This is a genomic window from Streptomyces sp. NPDC008086 (assembly GCF_042957325.1).
GTDB lineage: Bacteria > Actinomycetota > Actinomycetes > Streptomycetales > Streptomycetaceae > Streptomyces.
Map to the genome: position 1 here is coordinate 443043 of NZ_JBIBIA010000001.1, position 11890 is coordinate 454932.

At 71.3% G+C, this 11890-nt stretch carries 12 protein-coding genes and 1 pseudogene; 7 read left to right on the forward strand and 6 right to left on the reverse strand.

The genetic code is table 11. From position 1 onward, the window contains the following. Positions 1 to 243: 243 nt before the first annotated feature. Positions 244 to 2913, forward strand: a complete 2670-nt coding sequence (locus tag ACFZBP_RS01915; RefSeq protein WP_391409336.1) for a cellulose binding domain-containing protein — start codon at positions 244 to 246, stop codon at positions 2911 to 2913. Between the two features lie 161 nt (positions 2914 to 3074). Here the strand turns inward: ACFZBP_RS01915 and ACFZBP_RS01920 are convergent. Further along, positions 3075 to 3353 (reverse strand): annotated as a pseudogene (locus tag ACFZBP_RS01920) (hypothetical protein); the annotation flags it as partial. Here ACFZBP_RS01920 and ACFZBP_RS01925 point away from each other — a divergent pair. Then, entirely contained in the window at positions 3237 to 3593 is a 357-nt protein-coding gene (locus ACFZBP_RS01925; RefSeq protein ID WP_391410390.1) for a hypothetical protein, read from the forward strand. The pseudogene ACFZBP_RS01920 and the gene ACFZBP_RS01925 sit on opposite strands and share 117 nt — an antisense overlap. A 38-nt stretch (positions 3594 to 3631) precedes the next feature. Here the strand turns inward: ACFZBP_RS01925 and ACFZBP_RS01930 are convergent, their stop codons facing one another. Beyond that, positions 3632 to 5506 (reverse strand): rhamnogalacturonan lyase, encoded by a 1875-nt coding sequence (locus ACFZBP_RS01930; RefSeq protein WP_391409337.1) that lies wholly within the window; start codon positions 5504 to 5506, stop codon positions 3632 to 3634. Between the two features lie 40 nt (positions 5507 to 5546). Further along, complete coding sequence (locus ACFZBP_RS01935) at positions 5547 to 6497, reverse strand: WYL domain-containing protein (protein ID WP_391409339.1); 951 nt, start codon at positions 6495 to 6497, stop codon at positions 5547 to 5549. Between the two features lie 39 nt (positions 6498 to 6536). On the opposite strand from ACFZBP_RS01935, the gene ACFZBP_RS01940 reads away from it, so the two are divergent. Further along, positions 6537 to 7034, forward strand: a complete 498-nt coding sequence (locus ACFZBP_RS01940; protein ID WP_391409340.1) for a hypothetical protein — start codon at positions 6537 to 6539, stop codon at positions 7032 to 7034. After that, positions 7031 to 7489, forward strand: coding sequence for a hypothetical protein (locus ACFZBP_RS01945; protein WP_383453052.1), 459 nt, complete (start codon positions 7031 to 7033; stop codon positions 7487 to 7489). Before ACFZBP_RS01940 ends, ACFZBP_RS01945 begins: the two co-directional genes overlap by 4 nt. Here ACFZBP_RS01945 and ACFZBP_RS01950 read toward each other — a convergent pair. The 3 genes from ACFZBP_RS01950 to ACFZBP_RS01960 form a co-directional block, all read right to left on the reverse strand. Continuing rightward, a complete protein-coding gene (locus ACFZBP_RS01950) occupies positions 7476 to 8216 on the reverse strand; it encodes a methyltransferase domain-containing protein (RefSeq protein ID WP_391409341.1) in 741 nt (246 codons plus the stop codon). The genes ACFZBP_RS01945 and ACFZBP_RS01950 overlap by 14 nt on opposite strands. 4 nt (positions 8217 to 8220) lie before the next feature. Beyond that, complete coding sequence (locus tag ACFZBP_RS01955; protein WP_391409342.1) at positions 8221 to 8523, reverse strand: 4a-hydroxytetrahydrobiopterin dehydratase; 303 nt, start codon at positions 8521 to 8523, stop codon at positions 8221 to 8223. An 88-nt stretch (positions 8524 to 8611) separates the two neighbouring features. After that, positions 8612 to 8965 (reverse strand): ADP-ribosylglycohydrolase family protein, encoded by a 354-nt coding sequence (locus ACFZBP_RS01960; protein ID WP_391409343.1) that lies wholly within the window; start codon positions 8963 to 8965, stop codon positions 8612 to 8614. A gap of 185 nt (positions 8966 to 9150) precedes the next feature. On the opposite strand from ACFZBP_RS01960, the gene ACFZBP_RS01965 reads away from it, so the two are divergent. The 3 genes from ACFZBP_RS01965 to ACFZBP_RS01975 all read left to right on the forward strand — a co-directional run bounded on the left by ACFZBP_RS01965 (position 9151) and on the right by ACFZBP_RS01975 (position 11802). Beyond that, positions 9151 to 9981 carry a helix-turn-helix domain-containing protein gene (locus tag ACFZBP_RS01965; RefSeq protein ID WP_391409345.1) on the forward strand — a complete coding sequence of 277 codons (831 nt, stop codon included), beginning with the start codon at positions 9151 to 9153 and terminating at the stop codon, positions 9979 to 9981. Positions 9982 to 10085: 104 nt separating this feature from the next. Beyond that, complete coding sequence (locus tag ACFZBP_RS01970; RefSeq protein ID WP_391409346.1) at positions 10086 to 10949, forward strand: Scr1 family TA system antitoxin-like transcriptional regulator; 864 nt, start codon at positions 10086 to 10088, stop codon at positions 10947 to 10949. A gap of 37 nt (positions 10950 to 10986) precedes the next feature. Then, positions 10987 to 11802, forward strand: coding sequence for an SAM-dependent methyltransferase (locus ACFZBP_RS01975; RefSeq protein WP_391409347.1), 816 nt, complete (start codon positions 10987 to 10989; stop codon positions 11800 to 11802). Positions 11803 to 11890: the final 88 nt, after the last annotated feature.

The window sequence follows — 11890 nt, forward strand, 5'->3', positions numbered from 1 at the left end:
GAAGAGGCCGTGACTTGTCTGCGGGCACGCTGTGGCTGGTCGCGCCCACGCGGCGGAGCCGCAGATCGATACAGCCCCGCGCCCCCAAATGCAGGGCGTGGCAGCTCAGGGCATTTTCGCGGCACCGCTTGAAGGCTCCGCGTGCGTGGTCCCGTCACCTGACGGCGGGACCGGTCAGGCGGGCGGCCCCCTCCCGCACTGGGGGTCGCTCGCCCTCCCCCCACATCCCGGAAAGGACCCCCCGTGCGAAGAACCCGCATCCTCACGGCCGTACTCGCACTCGCGGCCGGCCTGCTCGCCGGCACCCCCTCCGCGCTCGCCGCCCCTGCCGCGCAGGACGTGTCGATCAGTGCCGACAGCTACACCTGGCAGAACGCCCGGATCGACGGCGGTGGTTTCGTGCCCGGCATCGTCTTCAACCGTAAGGAGAAGAACCTCGCCTACGCCCGGACGGACATCGGCGGAGCCTACCGGTGGCAGCAGGCGTCGAAGACGTGGACGCCGTTGCTGGACTCGGTCGGGTGGGACGAGTGGGGGCATACGGGCGTGGTGAGTCTGGCGTCCGACTCCGTGGACCCTGACAAGGTGTACGCGGCGGTCGGGACGTACACCAACGGCTGGGATCCGACGAACGGCGCGGTGATGCGCTCCTCGGACCGGGGGGCGAGCTGGCAGAAGGCGGATCTGCCGTTCAAGCTGGGCGGCAACATGCCGGGGCGCGGCATGGGTGAGCGGCTGGCGGTCGATCCGAACCGGAACAGCGTGCTGTATCTGGGCGCGCCCAGCGGCAAGGGGTTGTGGCGGTCGACGGACTCCGGGGCGAGCTGGTCGCAGGTGGCGAACTTCCCCAACGTCGGCAACTACGTGCAGGATCCGAGCGACACGAGCGGGTACGCCAGCGACAACCAGGGGATCGTCTGGGTCACCTTCGACGAGTCCACGGGCACGTCCGGGAACGCGACCAGGACCATCTACGTGGGGGTCGCCGACAAGGACAACGCCGTCTACCGGTCGACGGACGCGGGCGCGACCTGGTCGCGGGTCGCCGGGCAGCCGACGGGGTATCTGGCGCACAAGGGTGTCCTGGACGCGGCGAACGGCTTCCTGTATCTCGCGTACAGCGACAAGGGTGGGCCGTACGACGGTGGCAAGGGCCAGTTGTGGCGGTACGCGACGGCGAGCGGCACCTGGACGAACATCAGCCCGGTCGCCGAGGCCGACACCTACTACGGCTTCGCCGGTCTGACCGTCGACCGGCAGAAGCCCGGCACGGTGATGGCGACGGCGTACAGCTCCTGGTGGCCGGACACCCAGATCTTCCGTTCGACGGACAGCGGGGGGACGTGGACCAAGGCGTGGGACTACACGTCGTATCCCGACCGCGCCAACCGGTACACGATGGACGTCTCGTCGTCGCCGTGGCTGACCTGGGGCGCGAACCCGTCGCCGCCCGAGCAGACGCCGAAGCTGGGCTGGATGACGGAGGCGCTGGAGATCGACCCGTTCGACTCGAACCGGATGATGTACGGGACGGGCGCGACGGTCTACGGCACCGAGGACCTGACGAAGTGGGACAGCGGAAGCCAGTTCACCATCAGGCCGATGGTGCGGGGCCTGGAGGAGACGGCCGTCAACGACCTCGCCTCGCCACCCTCGGGCGCACCGCTGCTCAGCGCGCTGGGTGACATCGGCGGCTTCCGGCACACCGACCTCACCAAAGTGCCGTCGATGATGTTCACCCAGCCGAACTTCACCTCGACGACGAGCCTGGACTACGCCGAGTCCAGCCCGAACACGGTCGTGCGGGTAGGCGATCTCGACTCCGGCCCGCACATCGCCTTCTCGACGGACAACGGCGCCAACTGGTTCGCGGGGACCGACCCTTCGGGCGTCAGCGGCGGAGGTACGGTCGCCGCGGCGGCGGACGGCAGCCGGTTCGTGTGGAGCCCGGCCGGTACGGGCGTGCAGTACGCGACCGGGTTCGGCAGCTCCTGGCAGGCGTCGAGCGGGATCCCGTCCGGGGCGATCGTCGAGTCGGACCGGGTCGACCCGAAGACCTTCTACGGGTTCAAGTCGGGGAAGTTCTACGTCAGTTCGGACGGCGGCGTGAGCTTCACGGCGTCCGCGGCCACCGGACTGCCGAGCGGGGACAGCGTGCGCTTCAAGGCGCTGCCCGGCGGGAAGGGAGACGTGTGGCTGGCGGGCGGTGCGACGGACGGGGCGTACGGTCTGTGGCACTCGACGGACGGCGGCGCGAGCTTCACCAGGCTCTCGAACGTCGAGCAGGCCGACGCGATCGGCTTCGGAAAGGCGGCGCCAGGGGCGTCGTACCAGACCCTGTACACCAGCGCGAAGATCGCCGGCGTACGTGGCATCTTCCGCTCCACCGACAAGGGGGCGACCTGGACCCGTGTCAACGACGACGCCCACCAGTGGGGTTGGACGGGCGCGGCGATCACGGGTGATCCCCGGGTGTACGGGCGGGTGTACGTGGCGACCAACGGGCGTGGCGTCATCTACGGCGAGACGGCCGACGGCGGCAGCACGGATCCCGATCCGGACCCCGACCCGGACCCTGACCCCACGCCGACCGGGGCCTGCGCGGTGACGTACAAGGTCACCAACCAGTGGTCGGGCGGTTTCCAGGCCGACGTACAGCTGTCCAACACCGGTTCGAGCGCCTGGAGCGGCTGGTCCCTCGGCTGGTCCTTCGCGGACGGGCAGCGGATCACCCAGGCGTGGAACGCCGAGCACACCCAGTCTGGTTCGGCGGTGACCGCGAGGAACGTGGGCTGGAACGGCAACGTGGCGGCCGGCTCGTCCGTGAGCTTCGGCTTCACGGGGAACTGGGCGGGGACGAACGCCAGGCCTGCGGCGTTCAAGCTGGGCGAGCAGACCTGCACGGTGAGTTGAACCGACGTGGGCGAGCCCGGGGGCGCGTGCGGTGGGTGCGCACGCGCCCCCGGTGCTGTCCAGGACAGCTTCCACTCGCCGATCTGCTCCGCGAAGCCGGAGTCCATGCCGAACGTGACGGTGGCGGCCTTCGACGCCTTCGGCACCTCGAACACGATCCAGCCGAGAGCCTTCGCGCCGGGCTTCAGCCGGACGTCCGACGACATCGACGGGCCGGCCGTGATGTCGGCGAGCACGGTCCCGAACTGCTGGCCCTGGTCGTCGGCCATCTTCGCCCCGTTCACGGGAGCGTCGGAGTAGACCTTGGTGCCGGTGTTGACCAGTTGGAACTGCACGCCGATCCACCGGTTGCCGGACTCGGGCGCGAAGAACTCGTCGCCGGACTTGGCGTTGTCGGCGACCTTCACGACGGTGACGTCGAGTCCGCTGCCGGCCTCCATGCCCTTGAGCGCCAGCGTGTCGCCGACCTTGGCGACCTCGGGCGCGGCGCTGCTCTCCTCGGCGGCGGCCTCCTTCTCGGCGCCGCCCTCGGCCGTGGCGGAGGCCCTATGCGGGTGTGGTGGACCATGTTCTCCCCAGGTTTCGGTGGTACGCATGTGAAGGACCGTAAAGAACCTGCATGGTTGTATGGTTCACCGAAAATTTCCGGGGGCAAGGGGCAACCCGGCAGCCCGATGTGACGTCAGGGCTGCCGGGCCGGGCGGGTGGTGATCCGCGCTCAGGGCGTGAAGACGCTCGGCCGAGGCGCCGTGGTCATGCCGTTGCCGATGAAGAAGCTCGGGTGCGGGGGTTGGTTGTAGGCGGTGTTCTGCCAGGCAAGGGCCGTGCGGTACATCGGGTCGTGCAGAAGGGTCGTGATCCTGGTGTTGGTCTCGACCGGGGTCGAGTAGATCCTCAGCGCCGTGTTGCCGCTGGTGCGCCAGATGACCTCCTCGCGCCAGTCGCCGAGGATGTCGCCGGAGAGCACGGGCGTGGCCTTGGTGCCGTTGTTGGAGGAGACGCCGGAGCCGGTGAGGAGACGGGTGTCGCCGGACGTCCCGTACTTGTCGACGCGGGTTCCGTCGAGGAGTTCACGGACGGGGTCGCCGTCCCACCAGGACAGGAAGTTGATGCCGGCCGGCTCCCGGCCGAGGGAGCCACCGCTCGCCGAGCGCAGGGTCGTGTCGGAGGCGGACCACGCCTCCGCCCCCGGGCTGCCGGCGTAGATGTCGCCCGCGACACCGCGGCCGTTGTCGGCGCCCGACGCCGTCTGCCACAGGATCTGGCCGGTACGCGCGTCGGCCATCCAGGAGCCGGGCTTGCTGGTGTCCTCCGAGACCTTGAAGTACTCCAGGCCCGCCCGGGACGGGTTGAGGTCGCCGACGTGTCCGGCGTCGCCGTGCCCCAGCTTCGTGGTCCACAGCCCCCCGCCGTTGTCGTCCACCGTCATGGCGCCGTACACGATCTCGTCCTTGCCGTCGCCGTCGACGTCGGCTACCGACAGACTGTGGTTGCCCTGACCGTCGTAGCCCCGCCCCGCGTTGGTGGAGGAGTTGGTGTCGAAGGTCCAGCGGCGGGTGAACTGGCCGCCCCGCCAGTCCCAGGCGGCGATCACCGTGCGGGTGTAGTAGCCACGGGCCATGACGAGGGAGGGGCGGGCGCCGTCCAGGTAGGCCGTGCCGGCCAGGAAGCGGTCCACCCGGTTGCCGTAGGAGTCGCCCCAGGACGACACGGTGCCGCGCGCCGGGACGTAGTCGACCGTCCCCATCGCCTTGCCGGTCTGCCCGTTGAACATCGTCAGGTACTCGGGTCCGGACAGGATGTAGCCGCTGGAATTGCGGTGGTCGGCCGACGAACTGCCGATCACCGCGCCGGTGCCGTCCCGGGTGCCGTCGGCCGTCTTCATGGCGACCTCGGCCTTGCCGTCGCCGTCGTAGTCGTACACCTGGAACTGCGTGTAGTGCGCGCCGGAGCGGATGTTGCGGCCGAGGTCGATCCGCCACAGCCGGGTGCCGTCGAGCTTGACGCCGTCGATGAAGGTGTTGCCGGTGTAGCCGGACTGGGAGTTGTCCTTGGCGTTGGTGGGCTGCCACTTGAGGACGAGGTCGAGGGCGCCGTCGCCGTCGAGGTCCCCGACGGAGGCGTCGTTGGCCTCGTAGGTGTACGCCACTCCGTCGGGCGTCGTCCCGCCGGCCGGCGGGCTGATCGGGACGTCCTTGTACCCCGTGCGGAACTGGACCGCGTGCACGGAGTCGGCCTGCTCCACGCCGCCCACGACCGCGCGGACCGTGTAGTCGGCCTGTTCGGGGGCACCGGAGTGGAAGTAGTTCGTGGAGCCGGTGATCGGGGTCGCGTTGACCTTCGTGCCGGCCCGGTAGACGTTGAAGGAGACGTCGTTCGGGTCGGTGCCGAGCCAGCGCCAGCTGACCAGGTTGCCGCTGGCGGTGTGGACGCTCACCACACCCCGGTCGAGGGCCTCGACCTGGCGTGCGGTGGCCGCCTCCGCCGTGCCGACGCCGTTCAGGGCGGTGAGCCCCGCGGCGACCAGGGCGGCGGTGGCGAGCGACGCGGAGAGGGCGGCGCGGCGTCTGCGGTGCTTGCGCGGGTGCTGCACGTGACGTACCTCCTCGGGAGCACGGACGGATTCCGTTCCCTCAGTCGCCGCCGTGCGCGCGGAAGTTGCCGTACCTGTCGGCCAGTTCGGCCACCGTCCGGGCGATCCGCTCACGCAGCTCGGGCGGTTCGAGCACCTCGATGCCGGTGCCCAGGCGCAGGAACTCGGCGTGGGCTTGGTCGACGGACTCGATGGGGACGGTGGCCGTCGTCCAGCCGTCGTGGTGCGTACGGTGGTCGGTCGCGCGGTCGAGGGTCACCCCGGGGGCCAGCCGCACGACCGCCTCACGGCGAAACAACCGGTCGTGGAAGTCACGCTGGTACGCGCTCCAGTACTCGGCGAGGTCGAAGTCGTGCGGGTACGTGAACTCCTCGTCGACTGACGTGAGTTGGAGGATCTGGTCGACGCGGTAGGTGCGGGGGCCGGGGCCCGCGACCACGTACCAGCGGCCCGCCTTGAGGACGAGGCCGTACGGCTCCAGGCGGCGCTCCACGTCGGTGGGTTCGCGCCAGCGGCGGTACCGGACGTGCAGGACTCGGCTGTCCCAGACCGCTTCGGCGACCGCCGGGAGGTGCGGTGTCTCGTCGGCGCCGGCGTACCAGCCGGGGGCGTCGAGGTGGAAGCGGCCGCTGATCCGGTCGGCGTGGCCGCGCAGTTCCGGTGGCAGGGCGGCGCGGACCTTGAGCTGGGCGGCGGCCAGGACGGAACCGAGGCCGAGCTGGGCGGCGGGACCGGGGGCGCCGGCGAGGAAGAGGGCCTCGGCCTCGTCGGCGTTGAGTCCGGTGAGGCGGGTGCGGTAGCCGTCGAGGAGGCGGTAGCCACCGGCGTGGCCCGCGTCGCCGTAGAGCGGGACGCCGGCCGCGCCCAGCGCCTCCACGTCCCGGTACACCGTGCGGACCGACACCTCCAGCTCCTCGGCCAGCTGGGCGGCGGTCATCCGGCCGCGGGTCTGGAGCAGCAGGAGGATCGAGACGAGTCGGCTGGACTTCACTGACACAGGATGTCAGTGAAGCGGCCATAGCGTCACGTCATGGCCCTGACCGAGACACCGGCCTTCGCCGAGAAACTGCTGACCGTACCGCCGCCGATCGAGGTGGCCGGACGGTGGATCAAGCGCTACCACGTCACCGCCGACCCCGCGGGTATCGCGCCCGAGGTGGCGAGGGCGGCGTACGCGATCCTGCCGGAACTGCTGCCGGAGCCGGACGGCACGCCTGCGGCGACGTTCGTCGTGCTGCACCGGGGCGGTGACGACGGCGCCTATCTGAACGCCTACAGCTGGGTGTGGGACAACGTCCTGCACTTCAAGGGCGCCGCGGCGGGCCAGCCGGTGCTGGGCTGCCCGGACCGCGACCCCGCGCACTTCGTCACCCCGAACCTGCCGTGGATCGGCTGCGTCTGGGAACTCCCGCCGATCCTGCACGAACGGGACGCCTGGGTGCGGCACCTGCTGGCACCCGAAGTCCCCGATCTGACGGCCTACTTGGCCGATTCCCTGCCCGAAGGAACCACTGGAGACCGCACATGAGCAGCCCGCACGACTTCGACTTCTTCCACGGCGACTGGCAGGTCCGCAACCGCCGCCGCACCGACTTCCTCGACCCCGACAGCGACTGGGAGGTGTTCCCCGGGACCAGTCGCTGCTGGCCGCTGTTCGACGGGGCCGCGAACCTCGACGAGATCGACATGCCGCACCTGTCGGCGAAGGGCGCGACGCTCCGGCTCTTCGACCCGCGGACCGGGCAGTGGTCGCTGAACTGGGCCTCCAGCATCAGCGGCACCCTGTTCCCGCCGGTCTTCGGCCGGTTCGAGGGCGGGCGCGGGGAGTTCCACGGCGACGACACGCATGACGGCAAGGACGTACGGGTGCGGTTCGTCTGGTCGGGTGTCTTTGCGACCTCGGCCCGCTGGGAGCAGGCGTTCTCCGTCGACGACGGGCGGACCTGGCTGACGAACTGGACCATGGAGTTCACTCGGGCTTGAGGAACGCCCGCAGGCTGAACACCGGGTCGGGTCGGGGCCGGTCCTGGTCCGGGAGTTGCGCGAGGCGGGCGGCGAAGCCGTCGGCGAGCGCGCCGCCCGGGGGCAGGGCGACGAACCATCCGCGGCGCAGGTCGGCGACCGTGCGCCGGGGGCTGCGGCCCTGACCGCGGCCCGCGAAACGGGCCTGCCCGGCCCGGACCAGGCCGTGGGCGAGGGCGTACGACTCCACGAGCGCCGCCTCGTCGCGGGCCGGGCGGCGCGGTCGGGAGGCGAGGACGGCGTCGATGTCGCTGCCCACGTTGTGGGCGGCGGCCTTGTCGACCGTGGTGACGTACACCCCGCCGGGCCGCAGCACGCGGGCGCACTCGCCGATAATGGTCCGCACGTCGTCGTCGGTCGGGGCCAGGTGCAGCAGCCACACGCTGCTGACGGCGTCGAAGCCGCCGTCCCCGAACGGCAGCCGGCGGCTGTCGGCGAGCACGACCGAGCCGGGCAGCCGGGCCGCGGCCTGCCGGGCCATGGCGGGCGCCAGGTCGACGCCGGTCACGCTCAGGCCGTCGCGTGCGGCGAGCCGCCGGGTGACGATGCCGGTGCCGCAGGCCACGTCGAGCAGGCGCCGCGTCCCGGCCGGCAGGAGTCCCAGGACCGCCTCAGCCGCGGCCGCCGCCCTGGGCTCGCCCCCGCGCGAGGCGTCGTATCGCTCCGCTTCCTTGTCGTAGTCCAGCACACCTTCAGCCTGCCCCGTGGCCCGGGGCGAGATCCTCGATCCTGCGGGCGAGTGCGAAGTCCCGCTCGGTCACGGCGCTCACGGTGTGGGTGTTCACGGTGAGGGAGATCGTGTTGTAGCCGAGGGTGAGGTCGGAGTGGTGGTCGAGCTCCTCCTGGACCTGGGCGATGTGCACGACCATCGCCGTGGCCGCGAAGTGCGAGGGGAGCCGGTAGGAGCGGGCGATGCGGTCTCCGTCCAGCGACCAGCCGGGCAGCTCCGCGAGCCGGTCCTCGATCTCCTTCTGCGACAGCGGTTCGAGGGGCATGGCCTCGCTCCTTCCTGAACGGGCGGCTTCGTCTTCAGACTGCCACAGCCGGGGCGCGGCGGCCCTGGTCAGACAGGTGGCCGGCGGGTCAGCGGCGGGCACTTTCGGCCGCGACGTCGTCGGCGAGGGCGGCGACGCAGTGGACGGCGACGGCGAGGGCCTGCTCGGCGACCCAGCCCTCCACCAGTCCCTCGCCCCTCTCCGCGCTGGGCGATCCCGCCCCGGCCAGGTCCAGCGCCTCGGTGAGCGCGGCCGAGGTCTCCTCGTGGCCGGGGTGCCGCTCGAGCGGCCGCAGGGTGCGCAGTACGGCGCCTTCCAGGGGCTCTCCGGCGACGACGTGGGCCACGATCGCGGCCGGCGCGCCGGCCGAGTAGTAGCCGGTGGGGTGGCCGTGGGTGATCTGGGCGGCGCGAGCGGCCATGGCGAAGGCCGGCCCGGTCACCCCGTGCTCACCGTGCGCCGCGCGGATCCGCTCCGGCGAGCTGAACTCGACGGGATGGCCGAGGGCGTCCCCGAGGGCCCCGCCGGCAGACAGCCACGTACCTGGGCGCGGTACACGGCCTCTCCCACCAGGGGCGACGTCCAGGGCTCAGTCATCGCACGCACTCCTCGACTACGGTCGTCCACATGACCACTGTCCCGCCCGAAGGCACGCCGCCCGCCGCCGCCACCGACCAGGGCGTGGGTCCGCTGCTGCGAGCCTGGCGGGAGCAACGGCGGGTCAGCCAGCTGGAGTTGGCGCTGCGGGCCGACTCCTCGGCGCGGCACATCAGCTTCATCGAGACGGGCCGCTCCCGGCCCAGCGAGGAGATGGTGCTGCGGCTGGCCGAGCACCTGGACGTGCCGGTACGGGAGCGCAACGCGCTGCTGCTGGCCGCCGGCTACGCCCCGCGCTATCCGGAGACCCCGCTGGACGACCCGGCGCTGGACGCGCTCCGCGCGGGCATGGAGCAGCTCATCCGGGGCTACGAGCCCTACCCGGCCCTCGTGGTCGACGCGATGTACGACGTCCATGCCGCCAACCGGGGCATCCTGATGCTGCTCGACGGCATCCCCGAGCACCTCCTGACGCCCCCGCTGAACGCGATGCGCCTGACCCTCCACCCGGAGGGCCTCGCCCCGCGCATCCGCAACCTGCGCGAGTGGCGCGGCCATCTGCTGGCCCAGATGGACCGGCAGATCGCCCTGCGCCGCTCCGGTCAACTCCGCCGGCTGTACGACGAGGTGGCGGCGTACCCGGTACCCGAGGAGTCCCCCGGCACCACGGAACCGGCCGCGCCCGTCCCCTACTTCGCGCTGCCGCTGCGGATCGAGCACGAGGGCCGCGTCCTGTCCTTCATCTCCTCCATCTCCACCTTCAACACCCCCATGGACGTGACCGTCGCCGAGCTGGCCATCGAAACCTTCCTCCCGGCCGACCCGGCGACCGTCAAGTACCTTCAGTCACTGGTTCCCTGACGGATCCTCAGCGCCATGTACGTAAGGAAACGGCCCCAATGGATCCCCGCGTCAAACCCTGGCACACTGCTCGACGTAATTCCGGCGCGTAGGGGAGGCGTGGCGTGAGTGAGCGGCGGCCCGCGCCCACCGTGGGCCAAGTGGTGCTCGGCAAGCGCCTGCAGGAGCTGCGCGAAGCGGCGAACCTGGGGCGTGAGGAAGCCGCACGCGTGCTGCGCGTGGCCCCGGCGACCGTACGCCGGATGGAGACGGCCGAGGTCGCCCTGAAGATCCCGTACGTGCAGGTCCTGCTGGAGACGTACGGCGTACCCGAGGACGAGGCGACCGCGTTCGTCACCCTGGCCGAGGAGGCCAACCAGCCGGGTTGGTGGCAGCGCTTCCACGACGTGCTGCCGGACTGGTTCAGCCTGTACGTCAGCCTGGAGGGCGCCGCCCGCATCGTCCGCTCCTACGAGCCGCACTTCGTGCCGGGCCTGCTCCAGACCGAGGACTACGCCCGTGCCGTGCTGGAGGCCGGGACGATAGGACAGACGGGGCCGGAGACGATCGAGCGGCATGTGTCGCTGCGCATGGAACGGCAGCGGCTGCTGGAGCGCCCGGACCCCCCTCACCTGTGGGTGATCATGGAGGAGACGGTGCTCAGGCGTCCGGTGAGCGTCCGTGACGAGGTGATGCGCGGCCAGGTGGACAAACTCCTGGAGTTCGCCGAGCGTGACCGGGTCACGTTGCAGATCGCCGAGTTCGCGGCCGGCCCGCACCCGGGGACGTACGCGCCCTTCAGCCTGTTCCGGTTCGCCGAGCCCGAGCTGCCCGACATGGTCTACACGGAGTATCTGACCGGCGCCCTGTATCTGGACTCCCGCACGGAGGTCGCCACGCATCTGGAGGTCCTCGACCACATGTCGACGGCCGCCGCGTCGGCCGAGCGCACGAAGAAGATCCTGCGGGAGTTCCACGAAAGCCGCTGAGCCACGAGCACCCCGATCCCCGAGGAGAGCACACGGCATGACCGGATCCGAGTCCGCGCCCGTCCGTATCGACACCAGCCGCCCTCATCCGGCCCGCGTGTACGACTGGTGGCTGGGCGGCAAGGACAACTACCCGGTGGACGAGGAGCTCGCCCGCAGGATCCTCGCCGTGGACAGCAGCGCGGTGCGCGGGGCGCGCGCCAACCGCCGGTTCATGCACCGGGCCGTCGCCACGGTCGCCGAGGCCGGTGTCCGGCAGTTCCTCGACATCGGCACGGGCATCCCCACCGAACCCAATCTGCACCAGGTGGCGCAGGGCGTCGCGGCGGAGGCGAAGGTCGTGTACGCCGACAACGACCCGATCGTCCTGCGCCACGCCCAGGCCCTGCTGCACGGCTCGACCGAGGGCACCACCGCCTATGTGCACGCGGACGTCCGTGACGTCGAGGCGCTGCTGGCCCGGGCCGCCGAGTCCCTGGACTTCGGGGCACCCGTCGCGTTGTCCCTGGTCGCGCTGACCCACTATCTGGGCGCCGAGCCGGACGGCGACGACGTCTACGGTCTCCTGGCGAAGTACGTGGCCGCGCTGGCCCCTGGCAGCCATCTGATCCTGTCGCAGGTCACCCCCGATCTGAACCCCGAGGCGATCGAAAGGGCCGCCGAGCACTTCCGGCGCAGCGGCACCTCCTTCCACCCGCGCTCGCTCGCCGAGTTCTCCCGCTTCTTCGACGGCCTGGAGCTGCTCGGCCCCGGGGTGATCCCGGTGTCCGGCTGGCGCCCCGGTCCCGAGGACGTGGCGGCCCAGGCGGAGGGCATCGTGCCGGTGTACGCGGGGGTCGCCCGCAAGGCGTGACCGCACGGGGCAGGCCCCAGGCCTGACCCGTACGGGTGCGGTGAAGGGGTGCGCTCCCGCGCTCCGCCCTAGGTTCGGCCGTAGGGCA